This is a genomic window from Thiothrix sp., assembly GCF_028714775.1.
Classification (GTDB): Bacteria; Pseudomonadota; Gammaproteobacteria; order Thiotrichales; family Thiotrichaceae; genus Thiothrix.
In genome coordinates this window covers 160,280-177,756 of sequence record NZ_JAQTLS010000010.1, presented here as the reverse complement: position 1 = coordinate 177,756, position 17,477 = coordinate 160,280, and the positions used below count along the sequence as shown (strand labels likewise).

22 protein-coding genes and 1 tRNA gene are annotated in these 17,477 nt (G+C 54.2%); 11 read left to right on the top strand and 12 right to left on the bottom strand.

The window, feature by feature from the left end; translation table 11 throughout:
- Positions 1–212: 212 nt before the first annotated feature.
- Complete coding sequence (locus PHE17_RS11615) at positions 213–464, bottom strand: UPF0175 family protein (protein ID WP_301016019.1); 252 nt, start codon at positions 462–464, stop codon at positions 213–215.
- A gap of 124 nt (positions 465–588) precedes the next feature.
- Between PHE17_RS11615 and PHE17_RS11610 the strand changes: the two genes are divergently transcribed.
- The 3 genes from PHE17_RS11610 (at position 589) to PHE17_RS11600 (ending at position 1,728) form a co-directional block, all read left to right on the top strand.
- Positions 589–903 (top strand): hypothetical protein, encoded by a 315-nt coding sequence (locus tag PHE17_RS11610; RefSeq protein ID WP_301016018.1) that lies wholly within the window; start codon positions 589–591, stop codon positions 901–903.
- A 14-nt stretch (positions 904–917) separates the two neighbouring features.
- Positions 918–1,337: a hypothetical protein gene (locus tag PHE17_RS11605; RefSeq protein ID WP_301016016.1), complete on the top strand. Its 420-nt coding sequence runs from the start codon at positions 918–920 to the stop codon at positions 1,335–1,337.
- Between the two features lie 320 nt (positions 1,338–1,657).
- Positions 1,658–1,728, top strand: a tRNA-Ser gene (locus tag PHE17_RS11600).
- A gap of 161 nt (positions 1,729–1,889) precedes the next feature.
- Here the strand turns inward: PHE17_RS11600 and PHE17_RS11595 are convergent.
- On the bottom strand, positions 1,890–2,027 hold the full coding sequence (locus tag PHE17_RS11595; protein WP_301016015.1) for a hypothetical protein: 138 nt from the start codon (positions 2,025–2,027) through the stop codon (positions 1,890–1,892).
- 23 nt (positions 2,028–2,050) lie between these two features.
- Between PHE17_RS11595 and PHE17_RS11590 the strand changes: the two genes are divergently transcribed.
- Positions 2,051–3,214, top strand: a complete 1,164-nt coding sequence (locus PHE17_RS11590) for a slipin family protein (protein ID WP_301016014.1) — start codon at positions 2,051–2,053, stop codon at positions 3,212–3,214.
- Positions 3,215–3,264: 50 nt separating this feature from the next.
- Positions 3,265–3,828, top strand: coding sequence for an RNA 2'-phosphotransferase (locus PHE17_RS11585; protein WP_301016012.1), 564 nt, complete (start codon positions 3,265–3,267; stop codon positions 3,826–3,828).
- Here PHE17_RS11585 and ung read toward each other — a convergent pair.
- Genes ung through hslV form a run of 6 tightly spaced genes read right to left on the bottom strand, consistent with a single transcriptional unit; the run spans position 3,812 to position 7,869 of the window.
- Positions 3,812–4,492 carry a uracil-DNA glycosylase gene (gene ung, locus PHE17_RS11580; RefSeq protein ID WP_301016022.1) on the bottom strand — a complete coding sequence of 227 codons (681 nt, stop codon included), beginning with the start codon at positions 4,490–4,492 and terminating at the stop codon, positions 3,812–3,814. The genes PHE17_RS11585 and ung overlap by 17 nt on opposite strands.
- On the bottom strand, positions 4,489–5,220 hold the full coding sequence (locus PHE17_RS11575) for a sulfite exporter TauE/SafE family protein (protein WP_301016011.1): 732 nt from the start codon (positions 5,218–5,220) through the stop codon (positions 4,489–4,491). Before PHE17_RS11575 ends, ung begins: the two co-directional genes overlap by 4 nt.
- The gene (hisI, locus tag PHE17_RS11570; RefSeq protein WP_301016010.1) at positions 5,217–5,591 is read right to left on the bottom strand and encodes a phosphoribosyl-AMP cyclohydrolase; all 375 of its coding nucleotides are present in this window, start codon (positions 5,589–5,591) and stop codon (positions 5,217–5,219) included. Before hisI ends, PHE17_RS11575 begins: the two co-directional genes overlap by 4 nt.
- Complete coding sequence (locus PHE17_RS11565; protein ID WP_301016009.1) at positions 5,591–5,956, bottom strand: DUF971 domain-containing protein; 366 nt, start codon at positions 5,954–5,956, stop codon at positions 5,591–5,593. Before PHE17_RS11565 ends, hisI begins: the two co-directional genes overlap by 1 nt.
- A gap of 12 nt (positions 5,957–5,968) precedes the next feature.
- Positions 5,969–7,336 carry an ATP-dependent protease ATPase subunit HslU gene (gene hslU, locus PHE17_RS11560; protein WP_301016008.1) on the bottom strand — a complete coding sequence of 456 codons (1,368 nt, stop codon included), beginning with the start codon at positions 7,334–7,336 and terminating at the stop codon, positions 5,969–5,971.
- Positions 7,336–7,869, bottom strand: coding sequence for an ATP-dependent protease subunit HslV (hslV, locus tag PHE17_RS11555; RefSeq protein WP_301016007.1), 534 nt, complete (start codon positions 7,867–7,869; stop codon positions 7,336–7,338). The genes hslU and hslV overlap by 1 nt, the downstream gene beginning before the upstream one ends.
- 237 nt (positions 7,870–8,106) lie before the next feature.
- Between hslV and PHE17_RS11550 the strand changes: the two genes are divergently transcribed.
- From PHE17_RS11550 to PHE17_RS11530, 5 genes are all read left to right on the top strand, one after another.
- Positions 8,107–8,229: a hypothetical protein gene (locus tag PHE17_RS11550; RefSeq protein WP_301016006.1), complete on the top strand. Its 123-nt coding sequence runs from the start codon at positions 8,107–8,109 to the stop codon at positions 8,227–8,229.
- 224 nt (positions 8,230–8,453) lie between these two features.
- On the top strand, positions 8,454–9,608 hold the full coding sequence (locus PHE17_RS11545; RefSeq protein WP_301016005.1) for an FIST C-terminal domain-containing protein: 1,155 nt from the start codon (positions 8,454–8,456) through the stop codon (positions 9,606–9,608).
- Entirely contained in the window at positions 9,605–11,272 is a 1,668-nt protein-coding gene (locus tag PHE17_RS11540) for an ATP-binding protein (protein WP_301016004.1), read from the top strand. Before PHE17_RS11545 ends, PHE17_RS11540 begins: the two co-directional genes overlap by 4 nt.
- Complete coding sequence (gene glnE / locus PHE17_RS11535; protein ID WP_301016003.1) at positions 11,269–13,929, top strand: bifunctional [glutamate--ammonia ligase]-adenylyl-L-tyrosine phosphorylase/[glutamate--ammonia-ligase] adenylyltransferase; 2,661 nt, start codon at positions 11,269–11,271, stop codon at positions 13,927–13,929. Before PHE17_RS11540 ends, glnE begins: the two co-directional genes overlap by 4 nt.
- Positions 13,930–14,012: 83 nt before the next feature.
- Positions 14,013–14,561 (top strand): DUF4124 domain-containing protein, encoded by a 549-nt coding sequence (locus PHE17_RS11530; RefSeq protein WP_301016002.1) that lies wholly within the window; start codon positions 14,013–14,015, stop codon positions 14,559–14,561.
- Between the two features lie 20 nt (positions 14,562–14,581).
- Here the strand turns inward: PHE17_RS11530 and PHE17_RS11525 are convergent, their stop codons facing one another.
- Genes PHE17_RS11525 through PHE17_RS11510 form a run of 4 tightly spaced genes read right to left on the bottom strand, consistent with a single transcriptional unit; the run spans position 14,582 to position 16,974 of the window.
- Positions 14,582–15,055, bottom strand: a complete 474-nt coding sequence (locus tag PHE17_RS11525) for a type II toxin-antitoxin system VapC family toxin (RefSeq protein WP_301016001.1) — start codon at positions 15,053–15,055, stop codon at positions 14,582–14,584.
- The gene (locus tag PHE17_RS11520; protein WP_301016000.1) at positions 15,052–15,318 is read right to left on the bottom strand and encodes a CopG family transcriptional regulator; all 267 of its coding nucleotides are present in this window, start codon (positions 15,316–15,318) and stop codon (positions 15,052–15,054) included. Before PHE17_RS11520 ends, PHE17_RS11525 begins: the two co-directional genes overlap by 4 nt.
- A gap of 52 nt (positions 15,319–15,370) precedes the next feature.
- Entirely contained in the window at positions 15,371–16,222 is an 852-nt protein-coding gene (locus PHE17_RS11515; protein WP_301015999.1) for a class I SAM-dependent methyltransferase, read from the bottom strand.
- On the bottom strand, positions 16,219–16,974 hold the full coding sequence (locus PHE17_RS11510) for a helix-turn-helix transcriptional regulator (protein WP_301015997.1): 756 nt from the start codon (positions 16,972–16,974) through the stop codon (positions 16,219–16,221). Before PHE17_RS11510 ends, PHE17_RS11515 begins: the two co-directional genes overlap by 4 nt.
- Before the next feature lie 83 nt (positions 16,975–17,057).
- On the opposite strand from PHE17_RS11510, the gene PHE17_RS11505 reads away from it, so the two are divergent.
- Positions 17,058–17,405 (top strand): FUN14 domain-containing protein, encoded by a 348-nt coding sequence (locus tag PHE17_RS11505; protein ID WP_301015996.1) that lies wholly within the window; start codon positions 17,058–17,060, stop codon positions 17,403–17,405.
- Positions 17,406–17,477: the final 72 nt, after the last annotated feature.

The window sequence follows — 17,477 nt, the reverse complement described above, 5'->3', positions numbered from 1 at the left end:
ATCAGCGGGCGTTTTGCAATCGGTTAAAAGCTCATCCATCAGGACGGGATCAAGGGTTTCCATGTGACTGCTCCTTGCGGGGGGTCCGCTGTTATATAGCAGTTACACAGTTCAGTTTACAGTCTCGGATAATTAATTATATATTTTTTAAAGAAAATTTATTTATTTCGTTGAAAAATAAAAACATTTAATTAATTGATCTTTTTTCATGATTATGTGCCGCACAAATATTCCAACTCTGCTTCGAGTTCGCCGGGTTCGTAGTGGATGACAGGGGTTTTGTGTTTAGCGCATTCTTCGTAAAAGCGGTAGCGGTCTACGTCTGCAAATTCACAGGCAAAGCCAGCAGATATTTTCCCCACCTGAAACATGGCGAGAGCCGCATACAGCTTGATTTGTTTCGCGAGTTCGGGAAGTGTGTAGTCCAGCCCGAATTGTTCAGGGACATCGAGTGTAACTTGCATTTCTAACACCTCGGTTAGCGTTTTTCATGGCTCTATGATAACGACTAGGTAGGAGATTCTCCAGCGATCAGGGGTGGGGGATGTTATAATCAGGCATAAATTCACTACCCATAGCATCCCACCAATGGCAGATATTCCAGCAACCAGCGAACCCCGCATAATCAGGAAGGTGGTGCGTGTCACCACCAACCAAGATCAACCATCCGACTATCAGTATTGGATCACCCGCCCCATCGCGGAACGTCTGGATGCTGTTGAAATGCTTCGTCAATCCTACCTGAGTTTTCGCACCGATGTTCCATCGCGACTGGAAAGAGTTTATCGAGTTACTCAATTACAAGCTACGCACGTTTACAAACCGTTCAAGGCGGAAACCTTCAGCCTTGGGGATGAGGTTATGCCTGAACGAGATGAACTGTATGTAGAACGCGGCTTGTAAACGACTTGAACAACATGACCTACCAAGAATTCTACGCCCAAATCGACTGCCGTTTTCCCTATCACGATACAACCGCGTGGCAGCAACTCATTGCGCAATCGCTGGAAATCGGTGGCGATGCGCCGTTTCTGGTTTTGCATGAAATTTGCCGCTTACCTTCATCCGTTACCCTGAGTCTTGAGCAGCACTTGGCGATGTATGCCTACTGGAAAGCGGCGTTTTCTCACCCCGTGCAAGACATCGTTGAACCCGCGAGTTTGGCATTGATCCAGCAGCAGCTTTTGAGCGATGAGGACGTTATTCACATCATGGAGCAATTGCGTGCCTACCCCCAGCAATATTCCGCGCTGCAAGTGGCATTGTTTGCATGTGCTGATGAGCAGGGTTTGGTCGATGCGAAATATGAGGAAATTGTCAGTGAGTGGCAGCGGTAGGTATTTGCGCCAAAACACCATTTCCATGAGCCACAAAAACACATTATGGACATTTAGGGTCATAATCAGTCCACAAGCGAAAACAATGAAAAATAGCCTCCTATCTTTATAGATAGATATTTCCATTGCCTCATTTTCCCCCCAGAACTAATCTTTTACGCAAAATCATTACTTATCAATAACTTAAAAAATAACGGCAAACTTGGCACACCCCTTGCAAAGATACCTACGACTTTCGTTACTCGTGGAGCAGGTTCAACAGCCTGCCTGACGCGACCACCGCTGGTGTATCCGCGTATCTGTTTCCAAAGTCACAAACACAGCCATAGCTCAGTCTGGTAGAGCAACCGAGAGATTCGGTCGGTCATGGGTTCGACTCCCATTAGCTGCTCCTTACCATAGCTCATTGGTAGAGCACTTGAGTTGATCAAGCTGTAGTGGGTTCGACTCCCACTGGTAAACCTACCCTTTTACGGTAGATTAGCCCGCAAGGGCAAACAACGGCAAACCACCACGGTCAATGCCCGACGGCTGTACGTGTTTCGGCACGGATTACCTGACGGCAACGACCAGCACCCGCGCAGCCTTGACGGTGGGTTTGGTGGATGCGAAACCGCAACGGCCTCGGCTCGCGCGGCGTTCCCATCCGGCACAAACCGTCAAGCCTGCAAGGGTGTGGGGGAATGCCACCTTATTTTTACAAGGACAACGCCATGTTATTCAAAACCAAAGTTATTGTTCCAGAAACACATCGCGGGCTGTTGTTCAAAGACGAACAGTTCGCGCAAGTCCTGCCTGCGGGTGTCCACACCTTTTACGGCTGGAAAAACCAATACCGCGTGCAGCAATTCGCCGTCACCGGCAGTGCGCAAACCTTTGTGCCGGATGATGTCGTCAGCCTTGCCGATTTGCACGCCGACAAATTCGCCGCGCACATCCATCGCTGGGAAACCGGCGAACAGGAAGTCGGTTTGCTGTACCAAGACAACGTGCTGAAAGACATCAAGCCACCTGCGCAACGTGGCGCGTGCTGGCAAGGTCAGCGCAGCATTGAGGTGCGTAAAATCGACATCAGCACCGATTTCAAGCTGCCCAAAGCCTTGGCAAGCCAATTGCTGGCTGCCAAAGACGCGATCTTGCGAGCGGCGGCATTAAATGCAATGGCTATCGCCATCATCCCCGAAGGCCACAGCGGTTTTCTGGAGGTTGACGGCGAACAGCACGCCATCCTGACAGCGGGCACGCACGTTTGGTGGAAGTTCAACCACACCATCGAAGCAACCCAGTTGGATTGCCGTTTGCAAAACATGGAAGTCAACGGTCAGGAAATCCTCACCAAAGACCGCGTAGGCTTGCGCGTCAACTTGTCCGCCATGTGGCAGATTGTTGATCCGCAGCAAGTCAAAACGACACTGGCAGACCACAAGGACTACTTGTACCGTGAACTGCAATTGGCCTTACGGGCGGTGGTTTCCACGCAAACGCTGGATGAATTGCTGGCAGACAAAAACTTGCTGAACCAAACCATCCAGAACAGCGTGGCGGAAAAAGCAGCGGCTTACGGCATTGACCTGAAAACTGTCGGAGCGCGTGACATCGTGTTGCCCGGTGATATGAAGGCGATTCTGGCGCAAGTCGTTGAAGCCGAGAAAAAGGCCGAAGCCAACCAAATCCGCCGCCGCGAAGAAACGCAGGAAACGCGCTCCATGCACAACACCGCCAAAGTCATGGAAGGCAACCCTGTGTTGCTGCGCTTGAAAGAGCTGGAAATCTTGGAAAAGATCACCGGGCGCATCAGCACCTTGAACGTCTACGGCGGGCTGGATGGCGTGATGAACGATCTGGTCAAGCTGACGGACAAGGGCAAGGCAGCGTAATATGGGCGGGGTCAAAATTGGCTCCGCCCTTTAATTCAAGAACACAGACAATGAAGCAAATAAGCACCACCAAACAAAGCAAATTCCTCAGCCTCATCCTGCGACATGAGCCGGATAAAATCGGCCTAACACTCGACGAGGCGGGCTGGGCATCTGTTCCCGAATTACTGGCGCAACTGGCTGCGCACGGGCGCGGCATGAGCATGGAAGAACTGGAACACGTCGTTACCACCAACGACAAACAGCGTTTCAGCTTCAATGAGGATAAAATCCGCATCCGTGCCAATCAGGGGCACTCACTGAAAACACTGGATTTAGGTTTGCAGCCCATTGAACCGCCCGAAATCTTGTATCACGGCACTGCCGAACGTTTTCTGGACTCGATTTTGCAAACAGGTCTGGAAAAGCGTTCCCGCCAACACGTACACCTCTCCGCCGATGAAGAAACCGCCTATAAAGTCGGAATCCGGCACGGCAAACCGATTATCCTGAAAGTAGCCGCAGGGCAAATGCAGCGCGATGGTTTCAACTTCTATCGCTCAGACAATGGCGTGTGGCTGACGGATCATGTGCCAACCCTTTACCTACAAGCTCCGCTCACAACTGCCAGTTAATCTTCGCCCGCCCGTGTTCGTGCAAGAAAGTATTGATGGTGGAAAACGGCTTGCTACCAAAGAAACCGTGCCGCGCTGACAGCGGCGAAGGGTGCGCACTTTTAATCACCAAATGGCGAGATTCATCAATCAGCCCCGTTTTTTTCTGTGCATGACCGCCCCACAACACGAACACCACCGGATTTGCTTGTTGGTTAACCGCCTGAATCACCGCATCGGTGAAACGTTCCCAACCTTTTTTCTGGTGGCTAGCGGCGCAGCCCTCCTCGACCGACAATACCGTGTTCAGCAGTAACACGCCCTGTTGCGCCCACGTTTGCAGGCAACCCGTGTGGTGGTTATCAACCCCGACATCGGCGAGCAGTTCCTTGTAGATGTTTTGCAGCGAACGCGGCAGCGGTTTGACGCCCGGCAATACCGAAAATGACAGGCCGTGTGCGTGCCCCAGCGTGGGGTAAGGGTCTTGCCCCAAGATCACCACGTTCACAGCTTCCAACGCCGTCGCCCGCAAGGCATTGAAACGCATCTCAGCAGGCGGGAGGATGGATTTGCCCAGCGCTTGTTCCCGCGCAAGGAAAGCCTCCAACTCCTGCATGTAAGCCTGCCCGAACTCAGCGCCAATCGCCCCCAGCCATGAAGCGGCAAGGCCGTTTGCCCCGATCATAGCGCTTTCACCGTCAGCGATACGCTCGCCACCAGCAATAAAATGCCGATCAGGCGCGTCATTTGCGCAGGTGTCAGGCCAGTATGCACCCGCCCACCCAGCCACAATGCCCCCAACATCAGCGGCAAAGTCCCCAACGCGCTCCACCACACGTGTTGCGCCAGCAATAAGCCTGCAATGAAAAAGGTCACGATGCGGACGCCACCTTCGATGAAAAACAACGCGGAAAACGTTGCCCGCAATAAGGTTTTGTCGTGGATACGGTGGTTGAGGTAAATCACATACGGTGGCCCGCCCGTGCCGAACAGCCCGCCCACGGTTCCCCCTGCCAGCGCGGTTGGGATTGCCCACCAGCGTGAAACAGGCTTTTCGCCCTTGATGTTCAGCAAGCTACGGATCGCGAAAACGAAAATGAAGGCCGCCAGCGTCAACAGCATTGGGGTAACAGGCAGGTTTACCAGCAATTGCGTCCCCACCACTACCCCAAGGATGCTGAACGGGATCAACGCGCCCACTTCTTGCCATTGCACACGCTTGAAATCCAGCCCACCCAGCACCAGCGATGCGGTGAAATCCATCAGCAGGATCAGCGGAACCACAAAGGTCAGCGGCAGGAACAACGCCAGCAACGGCACGGCAATCAGCCCCGACCCGAAGCCGGTAATGCCCCGGATGAAATATGCCAGCAACACAATCAGCGCCGCGATGGCATAGTGTTCAAGGCTCACTTACGGTACAGCGTCGCAGGGTCGATCAGCACTTCGCGGTCAATGATGACCTGATCGCCTTCCACCTTGTTATAAAAGCAGGAACGCCGCCCGGTATGGCACGCCGGGCCAGTCTGATCAACCAGCAGCAAAATGGTGTCGGCATCGCAGTCAAAACGGAATTCTTTCAGCACCTGCATTTGCCCGGAAGATTCACCCTTACGCCAGAACGCATTGCGCGAACGTGACCAGTAACACACCCGCCCGGTTTGCAGGGTTTCGGCGATACTTTCACGGTTCATCCACGCCATCATCAGCACTTCGTTGGTGTCGAATTGCTGGGCAATGGCGGGGATCAAGCCATCAGCATTGTATTTGAGCTGGTCGAGCATCAAATCACCTGCCCCGGCAATTTACGGGTATAACCTCGCGCTTCCAGCTTCGCCAGATATTCCGCCCAGTACTGTTCCATGTTTTTGCCGAGGTCGTAGAGCAAGTTCCAGTCGTACAAGCCGCTGTCGTGGTTGTCGTCGAAAATCAGTTTCACCGCGTAATGCCCGACAGGTTCGATGCCTTTGATATTGACGTTTTCCTTGCCGATTTGCAGGGTTTCTTGCCCCGGCCCATGCCCACGCACTTCGGCGGAAGGCGAATTGACCCGCAGGTATTCGCAGCTCAGCGCGTGGACTTCATCGCCCGGCCATGTGATCAGCAATTCGCGGGTTTTCTGGTTCAGGGTAATGTCGATCGGTGTCATGTGCGTTTCTCTTTATAAAATATAACGGCTCAGGTCTTCGTCTTTGACCAGTTCGCCAAGGGTATTATTGACATACTCGGCGTCAACCGTCATCTGGCTGTCGCAATCCGGCGCGTCGAACAGCACCTTTTCCAGCAAGCGTTCTACCACGGTATGCAGGCGGCGTGCCCCGATGTTTTCGGTGCGCTCGTTGACCTCAAAGGCAATTTCGGCAATGCGGCGGATCGCATCCTTACTGAAATGCAGTTCCACCCCTTCGGTTGCCAGCAAACCTTGGTACTGTTCGGTCAAGGAAGCATTCGGCTCGGTGAGGATGCGCTCGAAGTCATTGGCGCTCAAGGCGTCCATTTCTACACGAATTGGCAGACGACCCTGTAATTCCGGTATTAAGTCAGAGGGTTTGGAAACGTGGAACGCCCCGGAAGCAATGAACAGGATGTGGTCGGTTTTCACCATGCCGTATTTGGTGTTGACGGTGCAACCTTCAATCAGCGGCAGCAAGTCGCGCTGCACACCTTCGCGGGAAACGTCCGCCCCGCTGGTTTGCCCGCTGCGTGCCACTTTGTCAATTTCGTCGAGGAACACGATGCCAGTCTGTTCAACGGCGAACAGCGCCTTTTGCTTGAGTTCCTCTTCGTTGATCATCTTATAGGCTTCTTCCTCGGTCAGCAGTTTGAGCGCATCCTTGATTTTCAGCTTACGTTTGCGCTTTTTCTGGCTACCGATGTTTTGGAACATGCTTTGCAACTGGCTGGCCATTTCTTCCATGCCCGGTGGGGTCATGATTTCCACATTTGCGCCACCGACAGCGACATCCATTTCCACTTCTTTGTCGTTGAGTTCGCCTTCGCGCAGTTTCTTGCGGAATTTCTGGCGGGTCGCGGTTTCTTCCGTGGCGTATTTGGCAGGCTCTTCGTCGCCAGTTGCCAGCCATTCGTTGGCAGGCTTTTCCTTGCGCGGCGCAGGTAACAGCAGGTCAAGGATGCGTTCTTCTGCGGCTTCTTGGGCGCGGTAGTTAACCTTGGCGACTTCCTGTTCGCGCAGCATTTTCATCGCCATATCCGCCAAATCACGAATGATGGAATCGACTTCCTTGCCCACGTAACCGACTTCAGTAAATTTGGTGGCTTCGACCTTGATGAACGGCGCATTGGCGAGTTTGGCGAGGCGGCGGGCAATTTCAGTTTTACCCACACCTGTCGGGCCGATCATGAGGATATTTTTCGGGGTCACTTCCGGGCGCAGCGCATCGTCGAGTTGTTGGCGACGCCAGCGGTTGCGCAAGGCAATGGCAACACAACGTTTGGCCTTGTCCTGACCAATGACGTGCTTGTCCAATTCTTGGACGATTTCGCGGGGGGTCATAGTGCCGACAGTCATCAGAGTTCCTCAATGGTCAGGTTGTGGTTGCTGTAAATGCAAATGTCGGCGGCAATGTGCAAGCCTTTTTCGACGATTTCGCGGGCGGAAAGCGTAGTATTTTCCAGCAAAGCGCGTGCCGCTGCTTGGGCGAAAGCACCACCGGAACCAATCGCAATCAGGTCGTTTTCTTGTTCTATCACGTCGCCGTTGCCAGTGATCAGCAAGGAAGCGGTGGCATCCGCCACGATCAGTAACGCTTCTAATTTGCGCAACATGCGGTCGGTGCGCCAGTCTTTGGCGAGTTCTACCGCTGCACGGGTAAGGTTGCCGTGGTGCGCTTGCAATTTGCTTTCAAAGCGCTCGAACAGGGTAAACGCATCCGCCGTGCCACCCGCGAAACCGGCAATCACCTTATCATTGTACAGGCGGCGCACTTTGCGGGCATTGCCCTTCATCACGGTGTTGCCCAGCGTGACCTGACCATCGCCACCTACCACGACTTTGCCGTCGCGGCGCACGCTTAGGATGGTGGTTCCTCGGTATTGTTCCATTGCGGCTCCAGATTTTTGTGTAGCGTATAGCGTGTGGGTGTCGAGGGGGAATTTCAAGTGCTAGGGAATACCCGCATCCCCATAAAAAAATTATTGTTTAAGAAACATCCGTGCAAGCTGTACTATACTTCCCGTGTTGTTGGTTTTTTCCTTTAAACATCAATTAGTTATTATTGACACATTGTTGTTTTGACACCACAATGCTTTTTGCCACAAGGAACCTTCAGGAGGTGCGACATGAGCATATTTGGCTTGGTGGTATTCGCCATCATCGTCTTTGCCGCTTGCTACACAACACGTTGCTACCAACGCGGCGCTGGGCGAGGGAACGTGCCCAAAGAAATCAAGCGGCTGCTGTAAAGCTACTGGGCGAAAACAAATCTGCAAAGATCAGCCTACCTACCACAAAATATCACCTGCCCGTACTTCACGGGCAGCGTTTTTTTGGGGAATGTGTCGCAGGCTGTCTCTGGCCTGAATATTCTTAACCTTGTGTCACATAATGCTTTTTCAGAAAGCGCGGTTTGCGTAGAATGTGGGCGAATTCCATACGAAAATAACAACGATCCCAAGGAAAGACCACCATGAACCGCGAGCAAGCCCAACCTGTCATTTTTGTCGATACCGTAGGCACTGACCACGCGCTTTTCCAACACATCCATGCTGCCGTTGCTTTGGGCGCAAAAAGCCTGCTGGTGCTAGCGTGTGATGCCAATGGCTTTACCCCCACGCAACTGGATGCCCGCCTACAAGCCTTGCCCATCCCGATTTTTGGCGGCATTTTCCCGGAAATCATTGCTGACGGGCGTAAGCTGACCTGCGGCAGCGTGGTTTGTGGGCTACCTGTCACCGCGCAGGTACACCTGATTGGCGAGCTTTCCAACCCCGAGGCCGATTACTTCCCGCAAACAGAACAATTGGTGACCACCCTCACCCCCGGCACGACATTGGTCACGCTGGTGGATGGCCTGAGCAAACGCATTTCTGCATTGTTGGAATGCCTGTATGAAGCCTTAGGAACCCGCCACCAATACGTCGGCGGGGGCGCGGGTTCCTTGAGTTTCGTGCAGAAACCCTGCCTGTTCAGCAATCAGGGATTACTGGAAGATTACGCCCAGATTGTCTCCCTTGACCTGCCGATCAGCATTGGCATTGAACACGGCTGGCACAAGTTTGCCGGGCCGTTTTTCGTGACGGGCGCGTATGACAACACCATCACCACGCTGGATTACCGCCCCGCCTTTGAGGTTTACAAAGAAGTGGTGGAAGCCGACAGCGGCAAGCGTTTCAGCGATACCGAATTCTTCGATCTGGCGAAAGCCTACCCCTTCGGGCTGGATCGGCTCAAAGGTGACGTGGTAGTGCGTGACCCGCTATTCCCCAAAGGCAATGCTTTGGTGTGCGTGGGGGAAGTGCCAGCCAACCACATCATTTACATCCTCAAGGGTGAGGCAGAAAACTTGCTGGAGGCTTCCCGCCAGTGCGCTGACACCGCCATGTGGGGGCAAACCCCGGCAATGCTGGCGCTGCTGTTCGACTGCATCAGCCGTACCCTGTTCCTGCAAGACCGTTTCGCGGAAGAAATCGGCAATATCCGCTCACGGCTACCCGACAATGTACCCTTGCTGGGGGCGCTGTCGCTGGGGGAAATCGCCGACGCAGGCAATACCTGCCTTGAATTTTTCAACAAAACCATTGTCCTCGGCGTATTGGGTGGGCAACAGGAGCAAAGTGCATGACCCCTACGCTGGAACTGGTTTCCGTCCAGTATGCGTTAGCGTTGCTGATTGGGCAGGATTTGGATTTACGCACCATGTTGCGCAAGTTCCTGCCGCCTGCCTTGAAGCTGCTGAACTGCCGCAGCGGTTACATCTGGCTGCACAAGGGTGAGCCAGTAAGCGCTGCAACCATACCGGAACCCTGTTACAGCTACCCTGCCGTGCATGGCACGCTGACCGACACCCAGCCGGTCTTGGCAAAACTCCTGCAACCGTTTGCTGCCAACGGCTGGCAGGTGAATAAACCGGGGGAAATTATCGAAACGGGCGGTACGTATTACCACCTCATGCCTTTGGGCAAAAGCGGCTTACTGGTATTGCTGCGCGACCCACCGTTACCCGAATCGCACTTACTGGCGCTGGGGCTGGTATTGAAACGCTTGGAAACCGCCTGCCTAGCCTGTTTGCAACACGCTTACTTGGAAGAGGCACGTAAGGAAGCCTTACAAGCCAAAGAAGCCGCCGAACGTGCCAGCAAAGCCAAAAGCGAATTTCTGGCCATGATCAGCCATGAAATCCGCACCCCCATGAATGGCGTGATCGGCCTCACCGATTTGATGCTGTACAGCGAACTTACCGCCACCCAGCGCGAATACCTTGGCATGATCAAGTCATCATCCAACGCCTTGCTGGACATCATTAACGAAATCCTCGACTTTTCACGCATGGAAGCGGGCACGTTGGCACTTAGCCCCGCCTCATTCCACCTGCGCCCGTTATTGCAGGACATGTTCACCCCTCTGACCGTGCGTGCCAAAGAAAAATCGCTGGCATTACACTGGGAAATCGCCTCCGATGTGCCGGATACGCTGGAAGGCGACCCCGGACGCTTACGCCAGATCATGATCAACTTGGTGGGCAATGCCATCAAATTTACCGAAAGCGGGGAAGTCGCGGTGAGCGTCGCGCTGCAAAGCAGTACACCGACCGAACCAGTGCAGCTTTTGTTTGCCGTGCGAGATACCGGCATCGGGATTCCGCCGGAAAAGCAGGCGGCAATTTTCCAACCGTTCCAACAAGCCGACAGCTCCATTACCCGCCGTTACGGGGGCACGGGCTTGGGGCTGACCATTTCATCACGGCTGATTGAGATGATGGGCGGGACATTGCGGCTGGAAAGCGACCCCGGCAAAGGCAGCATTTTCTATTTCAGCGTGCCCTTCAAACAAGCCGCCACGGCAACCATCAGCACTCCCAGCGAAACGAAACCGCACCAGCCCTTACAAGTCGCCCGCCCGTTGCATGTGCTGTTGGCAGAAGATAATGCGGTGAACCGCATGTTGGCAGTGCGCCTGCTTAACCGCGCCGGACACACCGTCAGCGTTGCGGAAAACGGAAAAGAAGCCTTGGATGGCTGGTTAGCTAACCCGCCAGATGCGATCCTGATGGATATGCAAATGCCCGTCATGGATGGGGTGGAAGCCACTATCCTGATCCGCCAGCAGGAACAACGCGGCGGTTTACCACGCACCCCCATCATTGCCCTGACCGCCAACGCCATGTCCAGCGACCGCGATAAGTGCCTGCAAGCGGGAATGGACGATTTCCTCAGCAAACCGTTCAACACCCAAGACCTGCTGAATGTGCTGGATCGCACCTGCGTGCCCACGGAAGCAAGCGCATGATCCCTGCTGAAACCATCCTTTCCGCCAGCCGCTACCTGCAACATTGGCTTACACGTAACCCGCACTGGCAGCTTGCCTGCGAAACCAGCCAACCCTACCGCGACGGCGAGTTGGTGCAAAAGATTGCGGCTGAAATCCAAGCCGTTACCGATGCCACGGCACTACTCAGCACGGTACGCCAAATCCGCCACCGCGAAAGTGTACGCATCGCTTGGCGTGACCTCAGCGGGCTGGCGCAACTGGACGAAACCTTACGCACCACTTCCGACCTTGCCGATGGCTTGGTGGATGCCACCCTCAATGGATGTTACACCGAACTTACCGCCAAACACGGCATTCCCCGCAGCCGTAGCGGTACACCGCAGCACATGGTGATCATTGGTATGGGCAAGTTGGGGGGGCGTGAACTGAATTTTTCCTCCGACATTGACCTGATTTTCGCCTTCCCGGAAGCAGGGGAAACCGACGGCAAACGCCCGCTCGACAACCAGACCTTTTTCACCCGCGTTGGGCAACGGCTGATCGGGGTATTGGGGCAAACCACCGCTGACGGCATTGCCTACCGTGTGGACATGCGCTTACGCCCTTTCGGCGAGGTTGGCGCACTGGCGTTGTCGTTCGACGCGATGGAACATTACTACGAAACCCACGGGCGCGAGTGGGAACGTTACGCCCTGATCAAAGCGCGGGTGATCGCTGGCGACCAAGCCAACGGCGCGGAATTGATGCAACGCTTACGCCCCTTCGTTTACCGCCGCTATCTGGATTACGGAGCGGTCGAACAGCTACGCGATATGAAAGCCATGATCAACCGCGAAGCCGAACGCCGGGGCAAATACTTGGATGTAAAACTCGGCACGGGCGGCATCCGCGAAATCGAATTCACCGCGCAAGTGTTCCAACTGATGCGCGGCGGACGCATCCCCGAACTGCGTCAACGTAACTTGCTGGCAACCCTCGACGCGCTGCTGGCGCAACAACTACTGACGGTGGAAGAAGCAGCGGTGTTACACCCCGCTTACCATTTCTTGCGCCGCACCGAAAACCGCCTGCAAATGTGGAATGACGAACAAACCCATTCCCTGCCCAGCAACCCCGAGCAACAAGCCAGCCTTGCGCACTCAATGGGCTTTGCCGATTGGGAAAGTTTCCACGTGGAACTCAACCGCCACCAACAGGGCGTCAGCCACATTTTCCAGCGGGTTTTTGCCCTAGAAACCCAGCAAAGCCAGCCCTTACCCGAACACCCCGCTGTACAAGCGCTGCTCGCCAGCCGTTTGTACAGCACGCTGACGGATACCGGGCGTAACCGCCTTAACCGCCTGTTGCCGCAACTGGTTCACACTTGCCAAACCCAGCCGAACCCCGATGAAACCTTGGAACGCTGCCTGCGGGTAGTGCAGAAAATAGCCACCCGTTCCGGTTACATCGCCATGCTGGCGGACCACCCGAATGCGCTGGATCAGTTCGTGCGGCTGGTCAGCGACAGTTTGTGGATTACCAGCCAATTGACCCAGCACCCGATTTTGTTGGATCAACTGCTGGATGCCCGCCAACTTTACACCCCGCTCAACCGTGCCGAACTGGGGGCAGCCTTGCATTTGGAACTGGAACGCATCGACCAGCACGACACCGAACAGGTGATGGAACGCCTTCGCCAATTCAAGCAAGCGCAAGTATTACGGGTAGCGGCGGCGGACATCACCGGGGTGTTACCGCTGATGAAGGTTTCCGACCAACTGACGTGGATCGCCGAAGCCGTGTTGGAAGAAACCTTGCGCCACCTGTGGGACAGCATGACTGTACAAACGGGTGTGCCGCGCTATCAGGTTGGCGGGGAAACGCACACTGCCGGTTTCGCCATCATTGCCTACGGCAAGTTGGGCGGGCTGGAATTGGGCTACGGTTCCGACCTCGACATCATTTTCCTGCACGACAGTCACGGACAAGCGCAGCAAACCAACGGCGGCAAAGTGCTGGAAAATGCGGTTTTTTACGCACGGCTTGCGCAACGGATCATCCATACCCTAACCACGTTCACCCCCGCCGGACGTTTGTACGAAACCGATATGCGCTTGCGCCCCAGTGGTTCTTCCGGCCTATTGGTCAGCAGTTTGGAGGCATTTCGCACCTACCAACAGGAAAAAGCATGGGTGTGGGAACATCAAGCATTGCTACGCGCCCGCGCCATCACTGGCTCCGAGAGTTTACGAGCGCAGTTTGAACAAGTGCGCCGTGACATCCTCTGCCAGCCGCGTGATAAGGCGGAACTGCGTAAACAAGTCATCACCATGCGCCAAAAAATGTGGGACAGCCTCGGCAGCAAGCACAACAGCAGTTTCAACCTGAAAAAAGACCCCGGCGGCGTAACCGACATCGAATTCATCGTGCAATTCCTGATCCTTGCCCATGCACATGACCACCCGGAACTGGTCCGCTGGAGCGATAACATCCGCCAATTGGAGTCGCTGCAACAGGTCGGTATCTTACCTGCGGAAACGGCAGAAACCTTGGCGGACATTTACCGCAGCTTACGCGACCACATCCACGCGCTTTCTTTGCAAGAGCAAGAGGCCAAAGTCGAGCCGGGAGCGTTTGTGCGGGAGCGGGAATTTATCCGCACGGCGTGGGTAGATTTGGTGGAAAGCGACCAATAGCCGCCGTTTATCCATCTGCTTGCTGCCAAACCCCGAATTTTGCGTAGAATCATCAGGATATTAACCACAACTTACGAAAAATTATGCGTATCGGTCTGCTGTGTTTGCTTCTGGTGTTCAGCCTGCCGCTTCTCACCGCCAACGCGGGTGTTTACCGTTGGGTGGATGCGGATGGGAGCGTCGTCTATGGCGATAACCCGCCGAAAAAGAGCGGGGCGAAATCCGTCGACCTACCGATCCTGACCGTCGCCGATGGCTATGCACCGCAACAACCCGGAACAACCCCGGCGGCCACCGCCCCCGCAACTCCCCCGGAAGAAGAAAATACGGCAGCTTACAGCGACTTCAAAATCACCGCCCCGGCGGCGAATGAAGCTATCCGCGCCAATGATGGCAACCTCAGCGTCAATATTTCCCTGACCCCCGAACTCAAAAACGGCGACGGCATCACCCTCTACCTCGACTCAAAACAAGTCGCCACGGGCGCTGCACTGGCTTTCCCACTGACTGGCGTGGAACGCGGCGAACACACCGTCTTCGCGGTGCTCAATGATGCCAAGGGCAATATCATCCAGAATACTGAAACGGTGAAATTTAACGTGTTGCGGAATGTCGTGGCAAAGACGCCGTAGTACCGCTTTAACTTTTCGGACTACCCATACCGCGCAGCCGTTTCATGCACCATCCCCGATGAATGCATCACCAGCGGATTTACGTGCTTCACGCCTGCAAACCGCTTGAAATCATTGTCGCTGGAATAAACGCGATAGCCCTGCTCAATTGCCAGCGCAGCAATATGCGCATCTGTCGTCAAATTACCCGCCATACCCGTCTGTTGCAGCAGGTTACGCAAGATCGCCCAATGCTTGTCACCCGGTGAAACCAGTTTTGCCACAGGTTGCGCCAACCATTCATCCACATACGCCAATGCCTGTTCCGGCGTTAAGGGCTGCGGAAAAATACGCGGATTGGTAGTAATGCGCAGGAATGCCAGTGCCACAACCCACGGAATACCGACGGCTTGCGTACCGGATAAAACGCCTTCCCACCAACTTTTCGCCTGTTTGTGTAGCGGCGCATCTTGATTGATGGCGTAAATCAGCAAATTGGCATCAACCAGTATCATTTGCGTAACTCCATTTTTGCCATGATCGCCATGTCTTCAAGGTCATCCGCCAATTGCAGCGCCTTGTCGAGATTGATGCCGGGGTAAGCCGCACCCATTGCAACAGCTTGCAGGCGATAGGTTTTGGCTTGCCGCTGCTGGCTATGGGCAAGCCCTGCCATCAGGGTTTCATTGATGACTTGTTTGAATGGCTTACCGGACTGATGTGCCAGTTTTTTCAGGGAATCCGCTAAAGCATCGTTAAGCGTGAGCGTGGTGCGCATTTTGATGTTCTCCAATTAGGCATCAAGACATCAAAATTATAGGGCAAACCTTTCAAGCTTGCACCACCCGCAACAAATTTCCGTAATACAAATCCTTGCCGGTGCTGGTTTGCATCCACAGCTCGCAGATTTCCGTCTTGGCGGACTTAAAATACTGCTGCGCTAAGCGCGTGATTTCAGGTAAGCCGATGCTCGGTGAATAGGTATTGAGGATCAGGAAACCGCCTTTCGCCAGCAAACCTTGCGCCCCTTCCACCAGTGCTTCGAGCTTGTTTTCCAGCTTCCATTTTTCGCCTTTTGCTCCTAAGCCCCACGCGGGCGGATCCATGATGATGCCTTGGTATTTCCTGCCGCGTTTGAGTTCGCGTTCGACGAATTTCAGCGCATCTTCGCGCACCCACTTGATGTCACCCAGCCCGCTGCGCTCCATATTGCTATGCGCCCAGGTAATCAGTTGCTTGATGGAATCAACGTGCAAGGTTTCCGCCCCGGTTTGCCGCGCCATGCACGACGCCGCACCCGTGTAGGCGAACAGGTTGAGGAAACGTCCCTCTTCAGGCAGGTGTTGGGCAATAAAATCCCAATTGCTGCGCTGTTCGGGAAATAGCCCAAGGTGTTTGAAACGGGTCAGTTCCAACTGGAAGCGCAGGCCGTGGTAGCCGATTTCCCACTGTTTGGGGGCGGTGTCGCGCAAGGCATACCATGTGCCGGAATGTTTATCGGTTTCGGTAAATTCCCAGTGGGCGAGGCTTTGCCATTCGCTGTAAGGCTTGCCGGGTTTGAAATAGGCTTGCACGTCGGGGCGGATGGTGACAGTTCGCCCCCAACGCTCCAGCTTTTTGCCGTTGCCTGCGTCGATCAGCTCGTAGTCGTCCCAACCTTGGGTGTAAAGGCGTTGGTTCATTGCCCATTTCCTTGTGGTTTGCGTTGATTACCGAACAGGCGCTCGTAATCCCAATCGCGGATCGCCACCAGCACGGTGGAACCCTTGCGCTCGCCAATCGGCAGGCTGGCATCGTCTTTGCTCAGCGTATCGAAATCTTTCGCCAGTTGCGCCATCTTGCGCTGGAACAAGGCATTGCTGGCGTCACTCAACATGCCGTTGAGCACGATCAGTTTTTCGCTGTCCTTGGTAAAAGTGGTACGGAAATATTCAGTTTCAATTTTAGCGCGGAACAGTTGCATGATCGGGCCATCATCACGCCATTTGAAATTGGGCGCGACCAGCAGCTTGATGCGGTTGCCCGGTTGTAACTCAATAATGCGCAAGCGGTCGAGGTGCGCCAGATAACGGATCACCTGCGACTCGCTGAAATTGTAATAGGTGGTAATGTCCGGCAATCCCCAACGGTTGAGCACACACACCGTAACCATCATCAGTTGCAGGTCGTCGGCGATTTCCTTTTCCTGCGCGTAACTGATCTCACTGATCGGTTTGGCGTGTTCCGAATGCATCTCGCGCACAAGGTCAGAAATTTCCATTTCCAACAAACCACAAATGGCATCCAGCCGTTGCAGCGACAGATTCTGTTCGGAAAACAGGCGTTTGACGCTGGCTTCCGAAAGTTGCAGGCAATCCGCGACATCCACATAGGTCTTGTTGTGGCGCTTGAGCAGCTTTTTTAGGGTCGTCACAAGTTCGGTGGTTTGTGGCATGGGTCTCTGGAATCCGTTCTTGAAATACCTGACAATACTGCCTTTGCCGTTTAACAACAGCAACAACTACAATAGGTTTCAACATGAATGATTACCCAATGAATGCCGCACCGTCCACGGATTTCCTGTCTTCCACCTTTCTGATGGGCAATGTGGGCGCACCTTTTGTCATTGGCTTGGCGGTTGGTTATTTCGCCAAGAAAATGTTGCGCTTGGCGCTTTTCCTTGGCGGTGCTGCCATTGTGCTACTTTTCATCAGCGAATATTACGGTGTCACGCAAATGGCGGACGCTAAACTGCAAGGCGCTGCTGAAGCCGCCACCACAATGGCGAAACATTCCGGTGGTTTTCTGGTCGACCGCCTGTCGCACATTACCAGCAAAGGCATAAGCGCGGTCGGTGGATTTTTCGTTGGCTTGAAGTTCGGGTAATGCCAATTCACGGATAATCCTTGTATTTTTCCCAAACAGCTACCATATTTATGGAAACATTGCGGTGGGAAA

Bases quoted from the DNA above. Each gene is read 5' to 3' on its own strand.
- PHE17_RS11615 (WP_301016019.1), bottom strand. From the start codon at position 464: ATGCAAGTTACACTCGATGTCCCTGAACAATTCGGGCTGGACTACACA.
- PHE17_RS11610 (WP_301016018.1), top strand. From the start codon at position 589: ATGGCAGATATTCCAGCAACCAGCGAACCCCGCATAATCAGGAAGGTG.
- PHE17_RS11605 (WP_301016016.1), top strand. From the start codon at position 918: ATGACCTACCAAGAATTCTACGCCCAAATCGACTGCCGTTTTCCCTAT.
- PHE17_RS11590 (WP_301016014.1), top strand. From the start codon at position 2,051: ATGTTATTCAAAACCAAAGTTATTGTTCCAGAAACACATCGCGGGCTG.
- PHE17_RS11585 (WP_301016012.1), top strand. From the start codon at position 3,265: ATGAAGCAAATAAGCACCACCAAACAAAGCAAATTCCTCAGCCTCATC.
- ung (WP_301016022.1), bottom strand. From the start codon at position 4,492: ATGATCGGGGCAAACGGCCTTGCCGCTTCATGGCTGGGGGCGATTGGC.
- hisI (WP_301016010.1), bottom strand. From the start codon at position 5,591: ATGCTCGACCAGCTCAAATACAATGCTGATGGCTTGATCCCCGCCATT.
- PHE17_RS11565 (WP_301016009.1), bottom strand. From the start codon at position 5,956: ATGACACCGATCGACATTACCCTGAACCAGAAAACCCGCGAATTGCTG.
- hslU (WP_301016008.1), bottom strand. From the start codon at position 7,336: ATGACTGTCGGCACTATGACCCCCCGCGAAATCGTCCAAGAATTGGAC.
- hslV (WP_301016007.1), bottom strand. From the start codon at position 7,869: ATGGAACAATACCGAGGAACCACCATCCTAAGCGTGCGCCGCGACGGC.
- PHE17_RS11550 (WP_301016006.1), top strand. From the start codon at position 8,107: ATGAGCATATTTGGCTTGGTGGTATTCGCCATCATCGTCTTTGCCGCT.
- PHE17_RS11545 (WP_301016005.1), top strand. From the start codon at position 8,454: ATGAACCGCGAGCAAGCCCAACCTGTCATTTTTGTCGATACCGTAGGC.
- PHE17_RS11540 (WP_301016004.1), top strand. From the start codon at position 9,605: ATGACCCCTACGCTGGAACTGGTTTCCGTCCAGTATGCGTTAGCGTTG.
- glnE (WP_301016003.1), top strand. From the start codon at position 11,269: ATGATCCCTGCTGAAACCATCCTTTCCGCCAGCCGCTACCTGCAACAT.
- PHE17_RS11530 (WP_301016002.1), top strand. From the start codon at position 14,013: ATGCGTATCGGTCTGCTGTGTTTGCTTCTGGTGTTCAGCCTGCCGCTT.
- PHE17_RS11525 (WP_301016001.1), bottom strand. From the start codon at position 15,055: ATGATACTGGTTGATGCCAATTTGCTGATTTACGCCATCAATCAAGAT.
- PHE17_RS11520 (WP_301016000.1), bottom strand. From the start codon at position 15,318: ATGCGCACCACGCTCACGCTTAACGATGCTTTAGCGGATTCCCTGAAA.
- PHE17_RS11515 (WP_301015999.1), bottom strand. From the start codon at position 16,222: ATGAACCAACGCCTTTACACCCAAGGTTGGGACGACTACGAGCTGATC.
- PHE17_RS11510 (WP_301015997.1), bottom strand. From the start codon at position 16,974: ATGCCACAAACCACCGAACTTGTGACGACCCTAAAAAAGCTGCTCAAG.
- PHE17_RS11505 (WP_301015996.1), top strand. From the start codon at position 17,058: ATGAATGATTACCCAATGAATGCCGCACCGTCCACGGATTTCCTGTCT.